The following is a 20407-nucleotide window of genomic DNA, read 5'->3' on the forward strand; positions in this document are numbered from 1 at the left end:
CGGTGTCATTCCGGCCGCGCCTGGGTGAGCCGCGCGGTCACGAGGAGCGCCACGGCGACGGGGAGCCCCGCAGAGGCCCACAACCACGGCGGCGCAGCGACGCTGTCGAGGCCGCGGAGGGCGACGTAGGCCAACGGCATCGGCACCAGCGTCAGCAGGCTGCGGCGTCCCCAGAGCCCGACCAGGTGCGGGTCGACCGGCAGGGCGCCGGTCCCGTGGGCCAGCACCACGGCCGTCACGTGGGCCAGCACGAGCAGCAGGCCGACGACGAGCACCCGCCAGTCCAGGACGTCGTGCGCGCTCCACCAGCCGGCGACGAGCCCGATCGCTCCGACGCCTGCGGCGTGGTCCGGGGCCTGCGCCCACACGAGCGAGCACACGGCCACCCCGACCAGCACGAACCAGTGCGGCACCGCGGGAAGGGCGAGCGCGAGGGCGGCGAACGGCAGCACCACGAGGAGCGCGCGCAGGGCGAGCACCGACCTCGCGGTGCCGGGCGCGACGAGGCCCATCACGCACGCACCTTCGGCACCCGGCCACGCCGCGCGAGCTGGCGCAGCACGGTGTCGAGCGTCCCCGGGCCGCGCCACGCGACGACCGGGCAGCCGAGCTCGGCGAGGCGGCGCAACCGGTCGTCCCGCTCGATCCGCTGCATCCGCCCGGCCAGGCTCGTCAGCGCCAGCGGGTCGGGGTCCGGCGCGCTGCCGTGCCCTCCCAGGGTGTCGATGACCACCACCGCCGTACCACCGCGCAGCAGCCCGGCGGTCGCGGTGACGAGCGGGGTGAAGAGCATCGGTGACAGCACGTGGACCACGCTGCCCGCACCCGCGCCGAGGTCGAGCCGCTCCGGGGGCTCGCTGCGCGCATCGGCGCGGACCCGGGCGAGCGTGCCCTGCAGACGCTGCAGGTGGCGCGGCCCCGAGCCGAGACCGATCCGGACGGGGTCGGAGCTGAGCACCAGCAGCCCCACCCGGTCGCCGGTGCGGACGTGGTGCTCGGCGAGCGCGCTCGCCGCACGGACCGTGAGGTCGAGGGTGCTCGCCGCGCCGTCGATCCCGCCGGACTCACCGATGTCGCGGAGCGCGTCGACCACCAGCCACACCCCGGCGTCCTGCTCGGCGCGCGTGGTGACGACGTGCAGCTCGCCGGTGCGCAGCGACACCGGCCAGGTGATCCGCTTGAGCCGATCGCCCGCCGTGAAGTGCCGGATGCCCTCGAAGTCCGTGCCGCTGCCGAGCCGCCGCGACCGGTGGGAGCCGACCAGCCCGTCGGGCTGCGGCACCTCGGCACGGCTGTCGTACGGCGTCGCCTGGGGCAGCACCAGGACGCCGTGCTCGGGCATGTCCGCCGGTCCCCAGCGCCAGCCCGCCCAGTGGCTGGTCAGCGCCACGCGCTCCACGCCGAGCTCGCGCCGTCCCCAGCGGCGCGGGCTGACCTCCAGCACGGGCAGGCCGTCGGCGACGAGGGACCCCACGGCGCCGTAGCGCGGGCGCGTGCCGACGTGGGCCGGCGGTGACGCGACGCGAGCCACGTGCTCCACGCCGGCGAGGTCGTCGACCTCGACGCGGACCGTGGTGCCCTGCCCCTCGTGCAGCCGACCGTGGTCGATCACCGTGCGGACCGCGGGCTGCCGCACCGGCCGGTGCAGCACCCCCATCACCGCGAGGAGGACGAACGGCGCCCCGAGCACGAGCAGCACCTCCTGCCCGAGCACGAGCCCGCCCGTGGCGCCACCGAACGCCAGCAGGCACGCCCGGACCAGCCCCGCGGTGGGCCGCCACGAGCTCACCTGCGCGACCCCGACGGCGCATCGAGGGTGCGCGGCGCCTCGACGAGCCCGAGCACCGCGTCGACGACCCGCACTCCCGACGCCTGGGTCATCCACAGGTCGGGCTTGACCGTCACGCGGTGCGCGAGGACGGCGCGGGCGACGGCCTTGACGTCCTCCGGCACGACGTAGTCGCGGCCACGGATCGCCGCCCAGGCCCGCGCGGTGAGGACCAGCCCGAGGCTGCCGCGCGGGGAGGCTCCGGTGAGCACGTCCTGGTGGCGGCGCGTGGCGGTGACCAGGTCGACGCAGTAGCGCCCGACCGACTCGTCGACGCCGACCTGCTCGACCGCGGCCTGCATGCGGGCCAGCCCGGCCGCGTCGGTGACCTGCGCGACGTCGACCTCCTCGCGCTGGCGGTCCAGCCGGCGGCGCACCACGTCGTACTCCTCCCCCGCGCTCGGGTAGCCGAAGCCGACGCGGAGCAGGAACCGGTCCAGCTGCGCCTCGGGCAGCGGGTACGTGCCCTCGTACTCGACGGGGTTGGCGGTCGCGAGGACGTGGAACGGTCGAGGCAGCCGGTGGGTCTGGCCCTCGACCGTCACCTGGCCCTCCTGCATCGCCTCGAGCAGCGCCGCCTGGGTCTTGGGCGGCGTCCGGTTGATCTCGTCGGCGAGGAGCAGACCGGTGAACACCGGACCCGGGCGGAAGTCGAACTCGGCGCGCCGCTGGTCGTAGACGTAGGACCCGGTGAGGTCCGCCGGCAGCAGGTCGGGGGTGAACTGGGCGCGCGCGAAGTCGAGCCCGAGCGCGGCGGCGAACGACCGCGCGGCGAGCGTCTTGCCCAGGCCCGGGAAGTCCTCCAGCAGCACGTGCCCCTTGGCCAGCACGCCGGCCAGGACCAGCGCCAGCACCTCGCGCTTGCCGACGACGGCCCGTCCCACCTCGTCGAGCACCTGCTCGGCGAACGGCGCCACCTCGGTCGGGGTGGCAGCTGCGTCAGTCACGGATCTCCTCGATTCGGGTCAGGATGCGGTCGATGTCGGCCGGCGAGAGCCGGCGGACGGTGTCGAGCTCGAGACGGAGCTCGTCCGCGAGGTCTGGATCGCGAGCACGGGCGAGCCCGACCAGCCGGTCACGCAGCGCACCCGTCGGCTCGTTGGCCTGGAGATGACTGCTCAGCACCCGGAGGTCGCTGCTGGCCTGGTCGACGCGGTCCGCGCCCCGCGGCATGCCGTTGCGCCAGACCGTCCGGGGCACGCTCGCGGTGTCGACGACCAGCCAGACCATCGCAGTCGCGATGGTCCACCACAGCGCGTAGGGCAACGGGTGCGGCTCGAAGTCGAGCAGCAGCGCCACGCCGTAGCCGATGGCAGCCAGGGCGGTGGCGCCCAGCACGCGGCCGCGCCACCGGGGATCGATGCCCCGTGTCCACGACCTCACGCTCGCACCCCGAGGGTGCGGCGGATCTCGGCGAGCGCGTCGAGAGCGGCCTCGCGGTGCTCCTCGGTGATCGGGTGCTCGGAGAAGCGCGCCTCGCGGTAGAGGGAGGCGAGCCGGTGCACCGCGCCGGCGTCAGCCTCGACCAGGTCGAGGATCCGCAGCGTGTACTCCGCCGACGTCTCCCACGCCTGTCGGGGCGACCCGGCGCGCGCGCCCTGCACCTCGAAGCGCGCCCATGCGGCCACGATCGCGTTGCGGGCCTCCCCGTCGCGCAGCAGCTCGTCCTGTCCGCGCGCGTCCTCGGTCATCGCCGCGGCCAGCCGCGCGGGCTCCGAGAGGGTCTCGAAGTCCAGGTCCGCGGGCTCCCGCTCGCGGCCGGCGCGGCGCTGCCAGGCGTCCCGCAGGGCCAGCAGCACCCAGCCGACGAACGCCAGCATCCCGAGCACGATCAGAGCCTCGACCGTCCACACCAGGATCTTCAGCACGAGCGGCACGTCGGTCCCCTCGACCATCCGGCGGGCGTCCTCGACACTCGTGTCGGGCGGCTCGCAGTAGTCACGCTGGTCGACGTCGTCCGGGATCACGACGGTCTCGCTGCCGTCGGCTGCGGTGCGCACCGGCAGCGGGATGCACGACGTGGTCGGTGTCAGTGCCGTCGCCGGACGCGGCCCGGGTCCGGTGAAGACCTGGTCGGGGCCGACGAGGGTCGCCCACGCGGCGAGCACCACGAAGGCGCTGCACGCCACCACCGCCAGCGCGGCGCGCACGCCTGCAGTGAGCTCCCCGAACGCACGCATGGCGCGAACCCTAGGCGAAGGGTCCGCGCCACGCGAGGAGGTGCGAGGTTCCGGGTGGGTGGAGTGGGTCAGTAGGCCGGCTGGCTGGGGTCGATCTGGCTGACCCACGCCACGACGCCGCCGCCCACGTGGACCGCGTCGCCGAAGCCGGCGCCCTTGAGCACCGCGAGCACCTCCGCCGAGCGCACGCCCGACTTGCAGTGCAGCACGATCGGCTTGTCGGAGGGCAGGTCGCCGAGCGCGTTGCCGTTGAGGAACTCGCCCTTGGGGATCAGCACCGAGCCCGGGATCTTGTTGATCTCGTACTCGTTGGGCTCGCGCACGTCGATCAGCGTGAAGTCACGCTCGCCGTTGTCGCGCTCCTTGAGCATCTGCTCGAGCTGGGTGACCGAGATGGTGGAGCCGGCGGCCGCCTCGGCGGCCTCGTCGGAGACGGCGCCGCAGAAGGCGTCGTAGTCGATCAGGCCGGTGACGGTGGCGTTCTCGCCGCACAGCGCGCAGTTGGGGTCCTTGCGGACCTTGAGCTTGCGCCACTCCAGCTCGAGGGCGTCGTAGATGACGAGCTTGCCGATGGCGGGGTCGCCGATGCCGGTGAGCAGCTTGATCGCCTCGTTGACCTGGATCGAGCCGATGCTCGCGCACAGCACGCCCAGCACGCCGCCCTCCGCGCAGCTCGGCACCATGCCGGGCGGCGGGGGCTCGGGGTAGAGGCAGCGGTAGCACGGGGCGTCGTCGGACAGCGACGGCGCGAAGACCGACGCCTGGCCGTCGAAGCGGTAGATCGAGCCCCAGACGTAGGGGATCTGGAGGAAGTACGCCGCGTCGTTGACCATGTAGCGCGTCGCGAAGTTGTCGGTGCCGTCGACGATGAGGTCGTAGCCCTCGAAGACGCGCATCACGTTGTCGTTGTCGAGCCGCTCGTCGTGGACGACGACCTCGACGTAGGGGTTGACCTCGGCGATCGACTCCTTCGCCGACACCGCCTTGGACCGGCCCACGTCGGACATGCCGTGGATGATCTGGCGCTGCAGGTTGGACTCGTCGACCTCGTCGAACTCGGCGATGCCGAGGGTGCCGACTCCGGCTGCGGCGAGGTAGAGCAGCGCGGGCGATCCGAGACCGCCGGCGCCGATGACGAGCACCTTGGCGTTCTTGAGCCGCTTCTGACCCGTCATGCCCACGTCGGGGATGATCAGGTGGCGGCTGTAGCGGCGGACCTCGTCGGTGGTGAGCTCGGCGGCCGGCTCGACGAGTGGCGGGAACGACACGGACTTCTCCTTGACTCGGGTGTGGGTGCAACAGCACCGACAGCGCCCATGTTCCCCGCGGTCGCGGGACACGCGGCGCCACGTCCCGCGATGCGGACCGAGGCGGGGGCGAGGAGGCGGTTAGGCTCCCCCCGACCGCACTACCCAGGAGTACGACGTGACTGCAGGCCCTCTGGACACAGGCTCACCGCGACCGCGCGGCGGCCGGATGCCGCGGCGCGAGCGTCGCGCCCAGCTGCTGGAGTCGGCGCTCGAGGTGTTCGTCGCCCAGGGCTACCACTCCGCGGCGATGGACGACATCGCCGACCGCGCGGGCGTCTCCAAGCCGGTGCTCTACCAGCACTTCCCCGGCAAGCTCGACCTCTACGTCGCGCTGCTGGACGCCTCCTGCGACACCATCATCGACAACTGTCGCGCCGCGCTGGCCTCGACCACCGACAACCGCGACCGGGTCGCGGCCACGATGAAGGTCTTCTACAGCTACGTCGCCTCCGAGGAGGGCGCGTTCCGCCTCGTCTTCGAGTCCGACCTCACCAGCGAGCCCGAGGTCCGCGCCCGCGTCGACCGGGTCACCGTCGAGTGCGCGTCGATGATCGCCGACGTGATCCGCACCGACACCGGCCTGCCCGACGAGGCCTCCGAGCTGCTCGCGGTGTCGCTCGTGGGAATGGCCCAGGTGTCCGCACGGTTCTGGCTCGCGGGCGACGGCGAGATCACCCAGGACGACGCAGCCGCCCTGGTCGCGGGCCTGGCGTGGCGCGGCATCCGGGGGTACCCGATGACCGACGACCACTGACCGGGCACGATCGTCCCAGCACCACCCCCGAGCACCACCCCCAGACACCCCGCTCGACAACCAGCAAGGAGCACCACCGTGGAGGTCAAGATCGGCGTGCAGCGCGCGCAGCGAGAGCTCGTGCTCGACACCGACGCCACGCCCGAGGACATCGAGGCGCGCCTGGCCGAGGCGATCGCCGGCAACGGCGTGCTGCGCCTGCAGGACACCAAGGGCCGCACCGTGGTCGTCCCGGCCGCCGCGGTCGCCTACCTGGAGATCGGCTCGCCCAACGCGAGCACGGTCGGCTTCCGCTGACCCCGGACTGCGCGAGGACCTCGCCGTGGGGCTGATCTGGACCGTCGTCGTCACGCTCGTGGTCGGCCTGGTCATCGGCTTCCTCGGCAAGGCCGTCGCGCCCGGCTCGCGGGACAACATCCCGCTGTGGCTGACGGTGGTGTGCGGCATCCTCGGCGCCTTCATCGGCAGCTGGCTCTACTACCTGGTGTTCGGCGTCGCTCCCGACAACCCGGGTGGCGACATGAATGACACCAGCCCCGGACCGGACTGGTGGCGGCACGCCTGGCAGGTCGGGACCGCCGCGGTGCTCGTCGTCGTCGCGGCCACGATCACGGGCCGCCACGACCGGCGCGAGCGCCGGGAGCGGCGCGACCGTCGCGCCTGAACGCCCCGCTCAGGGCTCCAGGCCGAGCCGGGCCATCCGGTCGGCGTGCAGCTCGGTCAGCCGCGTGAACATGCGCCCGAGGGCGGCCAGGTCGAGACCGGGCCGGTCCACGCCCCCGGCGAGCAGCGCCGTCAGCGAGTCCCGGTCGCCCGCGACGCGCTGGGCCTGGGTGAGCGCCTCGCCCATGAGCCGGCGGCCCCACAGGGCGAGCCGGCCGCCGAGGCGGTGGTCCTCGGCGATGCCCGCCCGCACCCGCTCGACGATGAACGCGGTCTGCCCGGAGTCCTCGAGCGACGCGATGATCACCTCGCGGGTCTCGACGTCGAGGTAGGCCGCGATCTCGCGGTAGAAGTCGGCGGCGAGCCCGTCACCGACGTAGGCCTTGATCAGACCCTCGTAGTAGTCCGACGGCGCGGTGTGCTCGTGGAAGCTGTCGAAGCTCTCCCGGAAGGCCTGCATCGCCTCGGCCGGGTCGGCGCCGAGCTCCTCGAGGCGGTGCACGAGGTTCTCGAGGTGCCCGAACTCGGCCGTGGCCATCGCCCCGATGGCGATCTTGTCGGCGATGCCCGGGGCCAGCTTGGCGTCCTCCACGAGCCGCTCGAACGCGGACAGCTCGCCGTAGGCGATGGCTCCGAGGAGGTCGACGGCGGCCCGTCGGTAGTCCTCGTCCGACGACGCGTTCTCGGCCGATGCGCTCATGCGCGCAGCCTAGCGATAGCATCGAGGCGACCGAGCCGCCGACGAACCCGTGTGGCGGCCGCCTGTATGTGCGCGGTCCGAGTGCCTTTCCGGAGTGCCCGACCGCATACGCGTGGGACATCCGACACTGAAGAGAGCGACACCCGTGACCACCACCTTCCGCGACCTGGGCGTGCTGCCCGAGATCTGCGACGCCCTCGAGCGCGCCGGCATCACCACCCCGTTCGCCATCCAGGAGATGACCCTCTCCGTCGCCCTGATGGGCACCGACCTGATCGGCCAGGCCCGCACCGGCACCGGCAAGACCCTCGCCTTCGGCATCCCGGTGCTGCAGCGCTCCGTCGCGGTCACCGACCCCGCCTACGCCGACCTGCCGCAGGGCAAGCCGCAGGCGCTCATCGTCGCCCCGACCCGCGAGCTCGCGCTCCAGGTCTCCGGCGACCTCGCGCTGGCCAGCAAGGACATGGGCCTGCGCGTGCTCACCGTCTACGGCGGCGTGGGCTACGAGCCGCAGCTCGAGGCGCTCGACGCCGGCGTCGACATCGTCGTCGGCACCCCGGGTCGCCTCATCGACCTGGCCAACCGCCGCGCGCTCGACCTCTCCCACGTCCACGCGCTGGTCCTCGACGAGGCCGACGAGATGCTCGACCTCGGCTTCCTGCCCGACGTCATCACGCTGATCTCCAAGACGCCCGAGACCCGCCAGACGATGCTCTTCTCGGCCACCATGCCGTCCGCGATCGTCGCGCTCGCCCGCACCCACATGCGCCACCCGATGAACATCCGCGCGGAGTCGTCCTACGAGAACGCGACCGTCCCCGCGACCGCGCAGTTCATCTACCAGGCCCACGACCTCGACAAGACCGAGATCATCGGCCGAGTGCTCCAGGCCGAGGACGCCGAGAAGATGATCGTCTTCACCCGCACCAAGCGCCAGGCGCAGCGGGTTGCCGAGGACCTGCAGGAGCGTGGCTTCAAGGCCTCCCCGCTGCACGGCGACATGGCGCAGGTCGCCCGCGAGAAGGCGCTGGCGCGCTTCCGCGAGGACAAGATCCAGGTGCTGGTGTGCACCGACGTCGCGGCCCGCGGCATCGACGTGCGCGGCGTCTCCCACGTCATCAACTACACCTGCCCCGAGGACGACAAGACCTACGTCCACCGCATCGGCCGCACCGGCCGCGCAGGCGCGACGGGCACCGCGATCACGTTCGTCGACTGGGCCGACCTGCACCGCTGGAAGATGATCAACAAGGCGCTCGACCTGCCCTTCGACGAGCCGCAGGAGACGTACTCCACGTCCGAGCACCTCTTCCACGACCAGGGCATCCCGGCCGGCACCAAGGGTCGCGTCGTCGACCCCGCCCCGGTGGAGAAGAAGGAGCGGGCGCCCCGCGAGCGCCGCTCCTCCGACCGCTCGGGCGGCGGCTCCTCCGACCGGTCCGAGAAGTCCGGAGACGCCCCGCGCCGCCGCAACCGCAACCGTCGCCGCACCCGCGGCGGCGAGTCGGTCGCGTCCACCGAGACCCCGACGTCGTGAGTCAGCGCTTCTTCGGAGCCTTCTTCGCCGTCTTCTTCACCCGCGGCCGCGACGCCCGCTCGACCAGGTTCTCCGCGACCTCGCGATAGGCCCGGGCACCCTTGCTGCTGCGACTGGTGGCGAGGATCGACCGGCCGGCGGCCGGCGCCTCGGCGAACTTGATCGTCTTGGGGATCGGCGGGCCGACGACCTCGAGGTCGTAGGTCTCGCTGATCGTCTCCAGCACCGTGCGGGCGTGGGTCGTGCGGCCGTCGTAGAGGGTGGGCAGCACGCCCCAGACCTCGAGGCCCCGGTTGGTGAAGCGGCGCACGTCGTGGACGGTGTCGAGCAGCTGGCCGACGCCGCGGTGCGAGAGCGTCTCGCACTGCAGCGGCACCAGGACGCCGTCGGCGGCCGTGAGGGCGGCGACGGTCAGCACGCCGAGCGAGGGCGGGCAGTCGAGGAGCACCCAGTCGTAGGCCCCCTCCTCGGAGTCCGCGAGGTCCTCGGCGAGCTGCTCGAGGGCGCCCTTGATGACGTGCTCGCGGCCGGTGCGGGTGAGCAGGTCCGCCTCGGCGCGGGCCAGCTCGATCGTCGCGGGCAGCAGGTCGACGCCGTCCTCGGTCTCGATCACGACCTCGAGCGGGTCGACGCCCTGGGTCAGGACGTGGTGCACCGACGTGTCGAGGTCCTCGGGGTCGATGCCGAGGGAGAACGTCAGGCAGGCCTGCGGATCGAGGTCGACCAGCAGCACCCGGTGCCCGAGCTCGGCGAGCGCGGCGCCGATCGAGGCGACGGACGTCGTCTTCGCGACGCCGCCCTTCTGGTTGGCGACGGCGAGGGCCACGGGGCCGGGCTTCTGGGTGCTCATCGCTCGCCATTGTGCCGGACCGGGTCGCGCCCGGGAGGTCCGTCCTGAAATGCTGGCGGCATGACCACCTCCCTGATCACCGGCGCGACCGCCGGCATCGGCCTCGAGTACGCCCACCAGCTCGCCGCGCGCGGCGACGACCTCGTGCTCGTCGCCCGCGACGCGGCACGCCTGGAGGCCGTGGCCGAGGAGCTGCGCCGCACCCACCGGGTCGACGTCGAGGTCCTGGTCGCCGACCTGGTCGACCGCGCGCAGCTGGCGGGCGTCGAGGCCCGGCTCGCCGACCGGGACCGGCCGGTCGACCTGCTGGTCAACAACGCCGGCTTCGGGCTCAAGAAGCGGTTCCTCGACAACACCGTCGAGGAGGAGACCGCGATGCAGGAGGTGCTGGTGACGGCGGTCCTGCGGCTCAGCCACGCCGCGCTCGGCGCGATGGCCGAGCGCGGGGACGGCGGCATCATCAACGTCTCCAGCGTCGCGGCGTTCCTCCCCCGCGGCAGCTACTCGGCCGCCAAGGCGTGGGTCAACAGCTTCAGCGAGTGGGCGCACCTGGAGTACCGCTCGCGCGGGGTGACGGTGATGGCGCTGTGCCCCGGGTTCACCAAGACCGAGTTCCACCAGCGGATGGAGGTCACCCGCGGCGACGGCTTCATGTGGCTCGAGCCCGAGTTCCTGGTCCGCACGTCATTGGAGGACTTCGCGAAGGGCCGGGCGTACTCGATCCCGGGCGCGCAGTACAAGACGATCATCGCGCTGACCCGCGCCATCCCGAACCGCGTGCTCCGGCTGACCCAGAACATGGGCCGCCGGTGAGCCTGCGGGTCGCCGCGCCGCGCGTCGAGGACGCGGAGGCGCTGGCCGACCTGCACCTCGACGTCTGGGAGGAGGCCTACGCGGGCTTGATGCCCGCCTCGGTGTTCGAGGAGCGCCGCGCGCGCCGCGACGAGCGGGTGGCGAGCTGGCGCACCATCATCGCCTCGGGCTCGAGCGACAACCTGCTCGCGTGGTCGTCCGACGGCACGCTGGTGGGCTTCTCCAGCACCAGCACCGGCCGAGACGACCCTGCTGACGGGCTGCCCGCGCTGGAGCTGATGGCGCTCTACGTCCGGGCCTCCGTCTACGGCACCGGCGTCGGGCACGCCCTGCTGACCGCGGCCCTCGGGTCGCGGGACGCCTACCTCTGGGTGCTCGACGGCAACGCGCGCGCGATCGGCTTCTACGAGCGGCAGGGCTTCGCGTTCGACGGGGTCACCAAGGTCGAGGACGTCGGTGTCGAGCGACGGATGGTGCGGTCGTCGTCCATGATGGGGTGATGAATCGGGCCCGGGTCGTCGTCGCGTGCGGGGTGCTGGTGCTGCTGCTCGGCTTCGGGGTCGGCACCGAGCGCACCCTGTCCGTCGATGCCGCGGGCGCGGCGTACGACTGCGGCAGCGCCATCCCCGCGTGGTCGCTGCTCACCGGCACCCGCGCCCCCGGCGACGGACCCGGCACAGCGGGCACCGAGCAGCAGGCGCGGGCCGAGGCCTGCGCGCCCGTCCTGCGCGAGGCACGCCTGTGGGTCGCTGCGGTCATGGGCCTCGGTGGCGCGGTCGCGCTCGCGGGGCTGGCCGCGGTCGACCGGCGGAGGTCGACCCCTCCTCAGCCCAGCCGGACGCCGGAGGTGGCGAGCGAGAGCAGGCGCTCGTACTGAGCCGGGTCGGTGGTGTTGACCCCGAGGTCGTGGTCCACCTTGCCGAGCCCGTGGTGGTCGCTGCTGCCGGTGACGACGAGGTCGAGGTCGGCCGCGATCGCGCGGAGCCGTTCGCGCTGGTCGGGGCCGTGGTCCTGGTGGTCGACCTCGATGCCCGCGAGCCCGAGGTCCTGCAGGCCCGCGAGTGCCTCGGCGTCGAGGACGGTGCCGCCGCGGCGCCCCCACGGGTGCGCGATCACCGGCACCCCGCCCGCGCCGACGACCAGCGGGACCATGTCCTCCAGCTCAGCGGCGTAGCGGTTGCGGTAGCCCGGCCGGCCCGGGTCGAGCAGCTCGGTGAAGGCCTGGGTCCGGTCACCCACCACCCCCATCCGCACCAGCGCGTCGGCGACGTGCGGTCGTCCGGCGGCGACCGAGCCGCCCGCCTCGCGGCGCACGTCGTCCTCGGTGATGTCGATGCCGTGCTCGCGCAGGGCCGCGACGATCGCGGGCGTGCGCTCGGTGCGGCCGGCGAGGATCCGGTCGAGCGCCGCGGCCAGCGGCGGGTGGCTCGGGTCCGGGAGGTAGGCCAGCAGGTGCACGCCCCGGTGGTGGAACGTCGTGCTGATCTCCAGGCCCGGGACGAGCGTGATGCCGGCGTCGGCGGCCGCCTCCCGCGCCTCGTCCCAGCCCGACGTCGCGTCGTGGTCGGTGAGGGCGACGACGTCGAGACCGGCCGCGGCGGCCGCGCGGACCAGGTCGCCGGGGGTGTCGGTGCCGTCGCTCGCCGCGGAGTGGGTGTGCAGGTCGATGCGCACGTCAGCTGTTCCAGCTCAGCAGCACGGGCGTCTCCCGCTCGAAGGCGAGCACCGAGACGGTCGAGGTGTCGAGGCGGAAGAACCGTCCCTCGGCGGCCGTCTGCTCGAGCCAGCGGGCGGTGAGCACCCGCAGCGAGTGGCCGTGCGCGAAGACGATCGTGCGCTCGTGCTCGCGGGCGCGCGCGACCACGCGGTCGAGGCGCTCGGCGACGTCCGCCGCGCTCTCGCCGCCGGGCGTCGGGTGGGTCCAGACCGTCCAGTCCGGGTCGGTCTCGCGGATCTCCTCGGTGGTGATGCCCTCGTAGTCGCCGTAGGCCCACTCGGCGAGGTCCTCGTCGAGCTCGGGGTCGGCGAACCCGGCGAGCTCGGCGGTGCGTCGGGCGCGCTGCCGGGGGCTGCTCAGCACGAGGTCGAACGCCACGTCGGCGAGCCGCGGGGCCAGCGCGCGGGCCGCGTCCTCGCCCTTCTCGGTGAGCGGCAGGTCCGTGACCGAGGTGTGCCGCCCGTCGCGGCTCCACTCGGTCTCGCCGTGCCGGACCACCCAGAGCTCAGGACCCGACACCGATGCCATGCCGCGAGTCTGCCACGCACGGGCCGCCGGGCTGCCACCATGCTCGGCATGGGCGCCGACCACAGTCCGGATCTCCGCCGTGCGCGGCTCGCGATCGCGGCCGCCTTCCTCACCCAGGGGCTGGTGTTCATCAGCCTCACCACCCGGCTGCCGCGCATCCAGGACCGGTGGGACCTCGACGAGCTCGCGCTCTCGGGCGTGCTGCTGATGATGGTGCTGCTCGCCGGCGCCGGCTCCCTGCTCGCCGAGCGGCTGGCGCCCCGCCTCGACAGCGCACGCGTGCTGCGCGCCGGGCTGCTCGCCGTCGCGGTGTCGGTGACCGTCGCGATCCTGGCGCCGACCACCGCGGTCTTCGTGCTCGGCCTCGCGGCGTACGGCGTGGGGCTCGGCATCGTCGACGCGACCGGCAACATGCAGGCCGTCGCCCTCGAGCACCGGCTCGGCCGGGTGGTGCTGCCGTCCTGCCACGGCGCGTGGACCCTCGGCGGCGTGATCGGCGCGGTCCTCACCCTCGCCACGACCGGCGTGCCGTGGGGCGCCGTGGCGCTGGTGGCGCTGCTGCCGCTCGCCGCGTCGTTCGCGCCGTACCTGCCCCGCGACCACGGCGAGGCGGCGACGTCCACGGAGACCGACGTGCCGTGGCGCCCGATCGTCCTGGTCGGGCTGGCGCTCGTCGTCTTCTACACCGTCGACACGGCGGCGGCGACGTGGGGACCGGTCTACCTCGACGACACCTTCTCCGCCCCCGAGGGCCTCGTGGCGCTGGCCACGCTCCCCTACCTGCTCGCGAGCGGGCTGGTGCGGCTGGTCGGCGACGGGCTCACCGAGCGGGTGGGGGCCGTACGCCTGCTGCGCGTCGGCGCGGCGCTCGCGCTGGTGTCGCTCGCAGTCGTGGTCGCGGCGCCGTCGTGGCCGGTCGCCGTGGTCGGCTTCACCGGTCTCGGCTGCGGGGTGGCCGTGGTGGCGCCGCTGAGCTTCTCCGCCGCGGCCGCCCTCGCCGGTCGCGACGCCGACCCGGCCACCCGGCAGGCGCGGGTCGACGCGGTGGTGGCACGCTTCAACCAGTTCAACTACGTGGGAGCGCTGCTCGGCGCGGTGATGACCGGCGCCGTCGGTGCGGGATCGCTGCGGATCGGCTTCGCCGTCCCGCTGGTGCTCGTGGTGGCCCTGTTCTGGCTGGCCCGTGCGTTCGCGCCGGCGGACGACCTGTCGGGACGCTCGTCCGCCGGCGCGTGAGGTGGCGCTCGGGGCTCAGACCCCGCCGCCGCCGGCCTTGCGTCGGTGCATCGGCTTGGCGACGTTGGCGTTGCTGACCTCCGAGCCGTGTGCCTTCTCGCGGGACCCGGCGGTGTCGTCGGGGTGGTCGTGGCCCTTCTTGCGGTCCAGGGCCTCCCGCATCTTCGCCTTGAGGTCGGCGTTCGGGTCCTGGTCGGCCATGGGTCCTCCTGGGATCGCGGTGGGTCGGGCTTCCGGACTGCCACCCTGCCAAAGCCGACCCGACCGGGTCGAGGGGTTAACCGCGACCCGGTCGCCTGAGCACGTCCACCCGCCCGGCGAGCTTGCCGGCCATCCGGTAGACGTGCCAGCGGCAGTCGCCGAGCATGACGTCGTAGGCCGCGTCGCCGAACTCGGCGCGGTAGCGGTCGGGGTCGCGCAGCAGCCGGGCGAGGTGGAGCAGCGCCCGGGAGCCGGCGCCCTCCTGCTCCTCCGACCACTCGCCCCACTCCGCCGCGAGGTCGAGGGTGGCGACCACCTCGAGGCCCGAGCGCGCGACCGCGTCGTCGAGGACGGCCGGGTCTGCCGACGACGGCACCACCCCCATCACGTCGAAGAGCCACGCGCCCTCCTCGCGGCCGAGCAGGTCGGTGGCGACGACCTGGTAGGACACGACGTGACCGCCCGGGCGCAGCACCCGGGCCGCCTCCGCGAAGGCCTCCGCCGGGCTCTCGACGTGGACCATCACGTCGCGGCACCACACCAGGTCGAGCGACCCGTCGCGCACCGGCACGGAGGTCGCGGTGCCGCGCTCGAAGGACACCCGGGACGCGATGTCCGGCGCGAGGTCGCGACGCGCCTCCCGGGCGAGGTCGAGGTGGCGCTGCACGGGGTCGATGCCGAGCACCCGCAGGCCGAAGTGGGTCGCGAGCCGGAAGGCGTACGCCCCCTCGCCGCAGCCGACGTCGACCGCACGGCTGTCCGGCGGCAGGTCGAGCTCGCGCACCACCTGCAGCAGCACCGACGGGTCCCGCGGCGCGAGGCTCTCGTCGAGCCGCGCCGCGAACGCCTCCTCCACCCGCGGGTAGGTGTCGTAGAAGAACTCCCGGTCCCAGGCCATGGGAGGAGTCTGCCGGTTCCCTAGGATCACTCCATGGCCCGGCGCGTGTTCCTCCACTGCGGAACCGCCAAGTCCGGCACGACGTACCTCCAGGACCTCTGGTGGCACCACCGCGACGCTCTGCGCGAGCGCGGCCTCCTGCTGCCCGGCGACGCGCTGCGCGACCACTTCCACGCGGCGGCGCTGGTCAAGGGGATGGACGTCATCGTCGACGACCTCGACGAGGACGACCGCGAGGTGTGGCAGCGGCTGGTCGCGGAGACCCGCGACTGGCCGCACGACGCGCTGATCAGCCACGAGCACTTCTCCGACTCCAGCGCCGAGGCCGCGGCCGCGGCGCTCGCCGACCTCGCCTCCGCCGCCGACGAGGTCCACCTCGTGGTGACCGTGCGCGACCTCGGGCGGGTGCTGCCGTCGGCCTGGCAGCAGCGCGTCAAGCAGGGGGCCCGCCAGTCCTACCGGAAGTTCCTCGCCACCGTCCGCCGCGACGAGGACGACCAGAAGTTCTGGCGCTACCAGGACGTCCCCGGCATCCTCGCCCGCTGGGGCGCCGGGCTGCCGCCCGAGCGGGTGCACCTCGTCGTCGTGCCGCGCCCGGGCGCCGCGCGCGACGAGCTCTGGCAGCGCACCGCCGGGGTGCTCGGCGTCGACGTGACCGGCCTCGACACCGACCCCCGCCTGCCCAACGACTCGCTGTCCCTCGTGGAGGCCGAGCTGCTGCGGCGGGTCAACCGCCGCATCCCGCGCGAGCGCCGCTCGCTCGCGCTCACCCGGCTCACCAAGGGCTCGTTCGCGCGCGACCTCCTCGCCGACAGCGCGCCCCGCGAGGCCTTCGTCCTGCCCGCCGCCCATGCCGGGTGGGTCCGCGAGCGATCGGAGCGGATGGTCGAGGAGCTGCGCGCGGGCGCCTTCGACGTCGTGGGCGACCTCGACGACCTGCTCCCCGCCGACCCGAAGGAGGGGCGTACGCCCGACGAGGCCGGCGACGACGAGCTGCTCGCCGCAGCCACCGCCGTCGTGGCCCGGATGATCGAGCAGGAGCGCTGATGGCGCGGCGCGTGTGGGTGCACATCGGCACCCCGAAGTCCGGGACCACCTACCTGCAGAGCCTCTGGTGGCACAACCGCGAGGCGCTGGCCGACCAGCGGCTGCTCCTGCCCGGCGGCTCGGCCGACGAGCAGTTCCGGGCGTCCGCCGTCGTGCGCGCCAACGCCGGGGTGCTGGCGACGATGACCGAGCACCAGCGCGGTGCGTGGGACCGGGTCGTCGACGAGGTCGCGGCGTCCGACGGCGACGCGCTGGTCAGCCAGGAGCAGCTCGTCGAGGCCTCCCGGGAGGACGCCGCCGCGGCCCTCGCCCGGCTGCGGGGCGCGGCCGAGGAGGTGCACGTGGTGGTCACCGCGCGCGACCTCGTCCGCCAGGTCCCGAGCGCCTGGCAGCAGCGGGTCAAGCACGGGTCGCCGACCACGCTGCGGAGGTTCTTCGGCCGCCTCGCCAAGGACGACCCCGACTTCAACTTCTGGCACCACCAGGACGTGCCGCGGATCCTGGAGCGCTGGAGCGACGGGCTGGCGCCGGAGCACGTGCACGTCGTGCCGCTCCCCCGCCCCGGCGCCGACCGCGACCTGCTGTGGCGGCGTACGTGCGCGCTGATCGGCATCGACGACACCGGCCTCGCACTCGACGCACCGGTCGCCAACGAGACCCTCGCGCCGGCCGAGATCGCCTTCCACCGTGCGGTCAACGCCCACTTCCGCAACGCCCACCTCGACGTGGCGCTCTCGCGCCGGGTCAAGTCGTTCATGGAGCCGCGCCTCGGAGGGGCCGCCGGGGAGCCGATCGCGCTCGCGCCCGACATGCACGCCTGGCTGGTCGAGCGCGGCGACCGGATGGTCGACGAGCTGGCGGCCGCGCCGTGGGACGTCGTCGGCGACCTCGACGACCTGCGCCCCGACCCCGAGCCCGGCGCGGGCGTCGACCCCGACGCCGTACCGACCGCCGACGTGCTGGCGGTGGCCGAGGAGTTCCTCGCCGCCGAGCTGCTGGCCCGCGCCGAGCCGCCTGCCGCCGCCGCCCGAGCGGTGTCCCACCCACATTCCTCCGACGAGGAACGTGGCTCCGCCACCGCTCTCGGGCGTGTCCTGCGCCGACTCACCGGCGGGCGGTGAGCCACCCACCTTCCGCGTGCGCAGAAGGTGGGTGGGACACCGCTCGTAGGAGCGTCAGCGGGGCACGAACACCCAGTGGTCGAGGTCGAGCAGCACGCCGTCGGCGTACGCCCCGTCGTCGCCCCGCAGCGTCATCGACTCGTCGCGACCGCGCGTGGCCACCAGGCGCAACCGGAGCGCACCGACGCCGGGGGCGTCGAGCTCGGCGGTGTCGAGCACCTCGGACCAGGCGTGGACCGTGTCGCCGGCGAACGCGGGCGCCACGTGGGCGCCGGCGTTGATCGCGGCGACCAGCTGGGCGTTGGCGAGGCCGTTGAACGCCAGCGCGCGGGCCAGCGAGATGACGTGGCCGCCGTAGACCAGCCGCCGGCCGTCGGGGCGGGCGTCGGTGCTGAAGTGCACCTTCGCGGTGTTCTGCCACAGCCGGGTGGCCATCATGTGCTCGGCGTCGGTGAGCGTGACGCCGTCGACGTGGTCGATGCGCTCGCCCACCTCGTAGTCGTCGAGCAGGTGCGGCGAGCCCGCCGCCACGGTGTCGTACGCCGTGAGGTCGAGGCCCGCCGGCACCACGAGGTCGGCGGCAGCGACCGCCGGCGCGAGATCCGGGACGACGGTCTCCGGCGCAGGGGCGTCGGCGGAGCGCTTGTGCACCATCACCCAGCGCGCCCAGTCGATCGCGACCTCACCACGCTGGTTGGTCGCGGTGGACCGCACCCACACGACACCGGTGCGTCCGTTGGAGTTCTGCTTGAGCCCGATCACCTCGGAGCGGGTGCGCAGCGTGTCGCCCGGGACGACGGGCACGTGGAAGCGGCACTCGGCGTAGCCGAGGTTGGCCACGGCGTTGAGCGAGACGTCCGGCACGGTCTTGCCGAAGGCGACGTGGAAGCCGATCAGGTCCTCGACCGGGTGCGGAGCGAGGCCGACGGACGCGGCGAACTCGGCCGACGACCAGATCGCGAAGCGGGTCGGGTAGAGCGCGCCGTAGAGCGCCCGGTCGCCCTCGGTGACGGTGCGCGGCGTGGCGTGCTCGATGACCTGGCCGAGGGTGAAGTCCTCGAAGAAGTTGCCCGGGTTCGTCTTGGCGGCGTGGCTCATGCGGGTCATCGTGCCGCAGCGGCGGGCGTCCGGGTGGGTCCGGCCACGTGGACTCGGTCACAGGGACGGCGGGGCCTCACGACCAGACGCCGCGGACGACCTCCCCGGCCGGCGTGGTGACCAGGGTGCCGGCCGTGTCCCGCCCGACCAGCTCCACCCGCACCCGCGGGCCCGACCCGGCGTCGGACAGGACGGTGCTGGTCACCCGGGCGTCCCGGCCGAGCGCCGACCGGGCGACCTCCACGTTGCGGGCGAGGGCGCGCACGTCGAGGGCGCGCAGGTCGACCGTGCTGACGCCCTCGGGCACGGGCGTACGTCCCGTCAGCTGCGCCCAGGAGCCGTCCCACGCCCACATCTGCGCGCCGGGACGGTCCCCCGGCAGCGGCACGCTGACGGTGACCCGGCCGTCGGCCACCACGAGCTGGAGGGCCTCGTCGGTGCCGAACCGCTCGGGGTAGGCGCGCAGGAACGCCCGCAGCTGACGCGCGTCGAGCCCGCCCTCGTCGACCACCTCGACCGGGGTCGCCCGACCCGACTCGGCCTGGCCGACGGTGGTCGGTCCCACCGCGAGGGCGAAGAGGGCGACGATCCCGGCGACGCCCACCCCCACCAGGACGAGGAAGATGCTCACCCCGAGGAGCACCCCGCCGGTGCGGCGCGACGGGCCTCGTCGCACTCGCACCATCGGCGGCAGCGGTGCACCGGCAGCGACCGGCCGGGTCGTCACCGGACGCAGGTCGCGGGTGAGCGTCACCAGCTCGTCGCGGGTCTCGGCGCCGCGGGCGCGCGCCACCCGCAGGTCGCGGTCGGCCTCGCCGATCTGTCCCTCGGCGTGGGCCGCCTCGATCCACTCGACGTAGCCGTCCCGCTCCGCGTCCTTGACCCCGAATCCCCGCACGGGCGGGAGTCTAGGCCCCCGGCTGCGTGCTGAAGGCCGCGTCGAATGCCGCGGTCGGTGCGTCGAAGGCGAGGCGGCGCACGAAGTCCAGCGCCTCCGGTGCCCCGACGAGACGGTCCATCCCGGCGTCCTCCCACTCGACCGAGATCGGGCCGTCGTAGCCGATGGTGTTGAGCATCCGGAAGCACTGCTCCCACGGGACGTCACCGTGGCCGGTCGAGACGAAGTCCCAGCCGCGGCGCGGGTCCGCCCACGCCAGGTGGGAGCCCATCCGGCCGTTGCGCCCGTTGCCGACCTGACGCTTCGCGTCCTTGCAGTCGACGTGGTAGATCCGGTCCCTGAAGTCCCACAGGAAGCCGACGGGGTCGAGGTCCTGCCACACGAAGTGGCTCGGGTCCCAGTTGAGGCCGAACGCCTCGCGGTGCCCGATGGCCTCCATCGCCGCCACCGTGGTCCAGTAGTCGTACGCGATCTCGGACGGGTGCACCTCGTGGGCGAAACGGACGCCCTCGGCGTCGAAGACGTCGAGGATCGGGTTCCAGCGGTCGGCGAAGTCCTGGTAGCCGGCGTCGACCAGCGCCTGCGAGGCCGGCGGGAACATCGCGACGTACTTCCAGATCGAGGAGCCGGTGAAGCCCACGACGGTGTCCACGCCGAGCCTGCGCGCCGCCCGGGCGGTCATCCGCATCTCCTCCGCGGCCCGCTGGCGCACGCCCTCGGCGTCGCCGTCGCCCCAGATCCGGTCGGGCAGGATGTCGCGGTGCCGGGCGTCGATCGGGTCGTCGCACACCGCCTGTCCCTTGAGGTGGTTGCTGATCGCGAAGACCTGCAGGCCGTGCTCGTCGAGCACCGCGCGCTTGGCGGCGACGTAGCCGTCGTCCTCGACCGCCGCCCAGGGGTCGAAGTGGTCGCCCCAGCACGCGATCTCGAGGCCGTCGTAGCCCCAGCCCGAGGCGAGGCGGCACACCTCCTCGAACGGCAGGTCGGCCCACTGGCCGGTGAACAGGGTGACGGGGCGGGTCATCAGG

Annotated in this window: 25 protein-coding genes; 10 read left to right on the forward strand and 15 right to left on the reverse strand. The window is 73.7% G+C overall.

Translation table 11 applies throughout. The annotated features are described in order from the left end of the window. Window positions 1-5: 5 nt before the first annotated feature. The 6 genes from KDN32_RS14670 to moeZ form a co-directional block, all read right to left on the reverse strand. Window positions 6-515 (reverse strand): hypothetical protein, encoded by a 510-nt coding sequence (locus KDN32_RS14670; protein ID WP_211732981.1) that lies wholly within the window; start codon window positions 513-515, stop codon window positions 6-8. Next, window positions 512-1789, reverse strand: a complete 1278-nt coding sequence (locus tag KDN32_RS14675; protein WP_211732982.1) for a DUF58 domain-containing protein — start codon at window positions 1787-1789, stop codon at window positions 512-514. Before KDN32_RS14675 ends, KDN32_RS14670 begins: the two co-directional genes overlap by 4 nt. Further along, complete coding sequence (locus tag KDN32_RS14680; RefSeq protein WP_211732983.1) at window positions 1786-2775, reverse strand: AAA family ATPase; 990 nt, start codon at window positions 2773-2775, stop codon at window positions 1786-1788. The genes KDN32_RS14675 and KDN32_RS14680 overlap by 4 nt, the downstream gene beginning before the upstream one ends. Next, a complete protein-coding gene (locus KDN32_RS14685; protein ID WP_211732984.1) occupies window positions 2768-3211 on the reverse strand; it encodes a hypothetical protein in 444 nt (147 codons plus the stop codon). The genes KDN32_RS14680 and KDN32_RS14685 overlap by 8 nt, the downstream gene beginning before the upstream one ends. After that, a complete protein-coding gene (locus KDN32_RS14690; RefSeq protein WP_211732985.1) occupies window positions 3208-4008 on the reverse strand; it encodes a DUF4129 domain-containing protein in 801 nt (266 codons plus the stop codon). Before KDN32_RS14690 ends, KDN32_RS14685 begins: the two co-directional genes overlap by 4 nt. Window positions 4009-4076: 68 nt before the next feature. Then, window positions 4077-5276: an adenylyltransferase/sulfurtransferase MoeZ gene (moeZ, locus tag KDN32_RS14695; protein WP_211732986.1), complete on the reverse strand. Its 1200-nt coding sequence runs from the start codon at window positions 5274-5276 to the stop codon at window positions 4077-4079. Window positions 5277-5484: 208 nt separating this feature from the next. On the opposite strand from moeZ, the gene KDN32_RS14700 reads away from it, so the two are divergent. From KDN32_RS14700 to KDN32_RS14710, 3 genes are all read left to right on the forward strand, one after another. After that, complete coding sequence (locus tag KDN32_RS14700; protein WP_211733197.1) at window positions 5485-6072, forward strand: TetR/AcrR family transcriptional regulator; 588 nt, start codon at window positions 5485-5487, stop codon at window positions 6070-6072. Window positions 6073-6150: 78 nt separating this feature from the next. Continuing rightward, window positions 6151-6369 carry a DUF3107 domain-containing protein gene (locus tag KDN32_RS14705; protein ID WP_211732987.1) on the forward strand — a complete coding sequence of 73 codons (219 nt, stop codon included), beginning with the start codon at window positions 6151-6153 and terminating at the stop codon, window positions 6367-6369. Between the two features lie 25 nt (window positions 6370-6394). Continuing rightward, on the forward strand, window positions 6395-6736 hold the full coding sequence (locus KDN32_RS14710; RefSeq protein WP_307854111.1) for a GlsB/YeaQ/YmgE family stress response membrane protein: 342 nt from the start codon (window positions 6395-6397) through the stop codon (window positions 6734-6736). A 9-nt stretch (window positions 6737-6745) separates the two neighbouring features. On the opposite strand, the gene KDN32_RS14715 is transcribed toward KDN32_RS14710, so the two are convergent. Further along, a complete protein-coding gene (locus KDN32_RS14715) occupies window positions 6746-7435 on the reverse strand; it encodes a ferritin-like fold-containing protein (protein WP_211732988.1) in 690 nt (229 codons plus the stop codon). A 145-nt stretch (window positions 7436-7580) separates the two neighbouring features. On the opposite strand from KDN32_RS14715, the gene KDN32_RS14720 reads away from it, so the two are divergent. After that, entirely contained in the window at window positions 7581-8972 is a 1392-nt protein-coding gene (locus KDN32_RS14720) for a DEAD/DEAH box helicase (RefSeq protein WP_372446546.1), read from the forward strand. Between the two features lies 1 nt (window position 8973). Here KDN32_RS14720 and KDN32_RS14725 read toward each other — a convergent pair whose 3' ends face one another. Continuing rightward, window positions 8974-9822 carry a ParA family protein gene (locus KDN32_RS14725; protein WP_211732989.1) on the reverse strand — a complete coding sequence of 283 codons (849 nt, stop codon included), beginning with the start codon at window positions 9820-9822 and terminating at the stop codon, window positions 8974-8976. A gap of 60 nt (window positions 9823-9882) precedes the next feature. On the opposite strand from KDN32_RS14725, the gene KDN32_RS14730 reads away from it, so the two are divergent. From KDN32_RS14730 to KDN32_RS14740, 3 genes are read left to right on the forward strand one after another with little or no spacing between them, the layout of a single operon-like run. Next, window positions 9883-10635 carry an SDR family NAD(P)-dependent oxidoreductase gene (locus KDN32_RS14730; RefSeq protein WP_211732990.1) on the forward strand — a complete coding sequence of 251 codons (753 nt, stop codon included), beginning with the start codon at window positions 9883-9885 and terminating at the stop codon, window positions 10633-10635. Further along, window positions 10632-11135 (forward strand): GNAT family N-acetyltransferase, encoded by a 504-nt coding sequence (locus tag KDN32_RS14735; RefSeq protein ID WP_211732991.1) that lies wholly within the window; start codon window positions 10632-10634, stop codon window positions 11133-11135. Before KDN32_RS14730 ends, KDN32_RS14735 begins: the two co-directional genes overlap by 4 nt. After that, window positions 11135-11512: a hypothetical protein gene (locus KDN32_RS14740; protein ID WP_211732992.1), complete on the forward strand. Its 378-nt coding sequence runs from the start codon at window positions 11135-11137 to the stop codon at window positions 11510-11512. The genes KDN32_RS14735 and KDN32_RS14740 overlap by 1 nt, the downstream gene beginning before the upstream one ends. Here the strand turns inward: KDN32_RS14740 and KDN32_RS14745 are convergent. Both KDN32_RS14745 and KDN32_RS14750 read right to left on the reverse strand, forming a co-directional pair. Continuing rightward, on the reverse strand, window positions 11461-12309 hold the full coding sequence (locus KDN32_RS14745; protein WP_211732993.1) for a PHP domain-containing protein: 849 nt from the start codon (window positions 12307-12309) through the stop codon (window positions 11461-11463). The two genes, KDN32_RS14740 and KDN32_RS14745, sit on opposite strands and share 52 nt — an antisense overlap. A gap of 1 nt (window position 12310) precedes the next feature. Beyond that, the gene (locus KDN32_RS14750) at window positions 12311-12880 is read right to left on the reverse strand and encodes a histidine phosphatase family protein (protein ID WP_211732994.1); all 570 of its coding nucleotides are present in this window, start codon (window positions 12878-12880) and stop codon (window positions 12311-12313) included. A 48-nt stretch (window positions 12881-12928) separates the two neighbouring features. Between KDN32_RS14750 and KDN32_RS14755 the strand changes: the two genes are divergently transcribed. Then, entirely contained in the window at window positions 12929-14116 is a 1188-nt protein-coding gene (locus KDN32_RS14755) for an MFS transporter (RefSeq protein ID WP_211732995.1), read from the forward strand. Between the two features lie 15 nt (window positions 14117-14131). Here KDN32_RS14755 and KDN32_RS14760 read toward each other — a convergent pair whose 3' ends face one another. Then, window positions 14132-14317 (reverse strand): DUF5302 domain-containing protein, encoded by a 186-nt coding sequence (locus KDN32_RS14760; protein WP_211732996.1) that lies wholly within the window; start codon window positions 14315-14317, stop codon window positions 14132-14134. A 76-nt stretch (window positions 14318-14393) separates the two neighbouring features. Next, complete coding sequence (locus KDN32_RS14765) at window positions 14394-15215, reverse strand: class I SAM-dependent methyltransferase (RefSeq protein WP_211732997.1); 822 nt, start codon at window positions 15213-15215, stop codon at window positions 14394-14396. A 33-nt stretch (window positions 15216-15248) separates the two neighbouring features. Between KDN32_RS14765 and KDN32_RS14770 the strand changes: the two genes are divergently transcribed. Both KDN32_RS14770 and KDN32_RS14775 read left to right on the forward strand, forming a co-directional pair. Next, window positions 15249-16262: a hypothetical protein gene (locus tag KDN32_RS14770; protein ID WP_211732998.1), complete on the forward strand. Its 1014-nt coding sequence runs from the start codon at window positions 15249-15251 to the stop codon at window positions 16260-16262. Further along, window positions 16262-17383: a hypothetical protein gene (locus KDN32_RS14775; RefSeq protein WP_211732999.1), complete on the forward strand. Its 1122-nt coding sequence runs from the start codon at window positions 16262-16264 to the stop codon at window positions 17381-17383. The genes KDN32_RS14770 and KDN32_RS14775 overlap by 1 nt, the downstream gene beginning before the upstream one ends. 54 nt (window positions 17384-17437) lie before the next feature. Here KDN32_RS14775 and KDN32_RS14780 read toward each other — a convergent pair whose 3' ends face one another. From KDN32_RS14780 to KDN32_RS14790, 3 genes are all read right to left on the reverse strand, one after another. Then, window positions 17438-18481 (reverse strand): MaoC family dehydratase, encoded by a 1044-nt coding sequence (locus KDN32_RS14780; protein ID WP_249217063.1) that lies wholly within the window; start codon window positions 18479-18481, stop codon window positions 17438-17440. Window positions 18482-18557: 76 nt separating this feature from the next. Further along, window positions 18558-19379, reverse strand: coding sequence for a DUF1707 SHOCT-like domain-containing protein (locus KDN32_RS14785; protein ID WP_211733001.1), 822 nt, complete (start codon window positions 19377-19379; stop codon window positions 18558-18560). Window positions 19380-19389: 10 nt separating this feature from the next. Then, on the reverse strand, window positions 19390-20403 hold the full coding sequence (locus tag KDN32_RS14790) for a sugar phosphate isomerase/epimerase family protein (RefSeq protein WP_211733002.1): 1014 nt from the start codon (window positions 20401-20403) through the stop codon (window positions 19390-19392). Window positions 20404-20407 lie beyond the last annotated feature (4 nt).

It is taken from the genome of Nocardioides palaemonis (assembly GCF_018275325.1).
GTDB lineage: Bacteria > Actinomycetota > Actinomycetes > Propionibacteriales > Nocardioidaceae > Nocardioides > Nocardioides palaemonis.

Coding starts and splice junctions, on each gene's coding strand:
- KDN32_RS14690 (WP_211732985.1), bottom strand. CDS start 4,008: ATGCGTGCGTTCGGGGAGCTCACTGCAGGCGTGCGCGCCGCGCTGGCG.
- KDN32_RS14700 (WP_211733197.1), top strand. CDS start 5,485: ATGCCGCGGCGCGAGCGTCGCGCCCAGCTGCTGGAGTCGGCGCTCGAG.
- KDN32_RS14715 (WP_211732988.1), bottom strand. CDS start 7,435: ATGAGCGCATCGGCCGAGAACGCGTCGTCGGACGAGGACTACCGACGG.
- KDN32_RS14725 (WP_211732989.1), bottom strand. CDS start 9,822: ATGAGCACCCAGAAGCCCGGCCCCGTGGCCCTCGCCGTCGCCAACCAG.
- KDN32_RS14730 (WP_211732990.1), top strand. CDS start 9,883: ATGACCACCTCCCTGATCACCGGCGCGACCGCCGGCATCGGCCTCGAG.
- KDN32_RS14740 (WP_211732992.1), top strand. CDS start 11,135: ATGAATCGGGCCCGGGTCGTCGTCGCGTGCGGGGTGCTGGTGCTGCTG.
- KDN32_RS14750 (WP_211732994.1), bottom strand. CDS start 12,880: ATGGCATCGGTGTCGGGTCCTGAGCTCTGGGTGGTCCGGCACGGCGAG.
- KDN32_RS14755 (WP_211732995.1), top strand. CDS start 12,929: ATGGGCGCCGACCACAGTCCGGATCTCCGCCGTGCGCGGCTCGCGATC.
- KDN32_RS14760 (WP_211732996.1), bottom strand. CDS start 14,317: ATGGCCGACCAGGACCCGAACGCCGACCTCAAGGCGAAGATGCGGGAG.
- KDN32_RS14765 (WP_211732997.1), bottom strand. CDS start 15,215: ATGGCCTGGGACCGGGAGTTCTTCTACGACACCTACCCGCGGGTGGAG.
- KDN32_RS14770 (WP_211732998.1), top strand. CDS start 15,249: ATGGCCCGGCGCGTGTTCCTCCACTGCGGAACCGCCAAGTCCGGCACG.
- KDN32_RS14775 (WP_211732999.1), top strand. CDS start 16,262: ATGGCGCGGCGCGTGTGGGTGCACATCGGCACCCCGAAGTCCGGGACC.
- KDN32_RS14780 (WP_249217063.1), bottom strand. CDS start 18,481: ATGAGCCACGCCGCCAAGACGAACCCGGGCAACTTCTTCGAGGACTTC.
- KDN32_RS14790 (WP_211733002.1), bottom strand. CDS start 20,403: ATGACCCGCCCCGTCACCCTGTTCACCGGCCAGTGGGCCGACCTGCCG.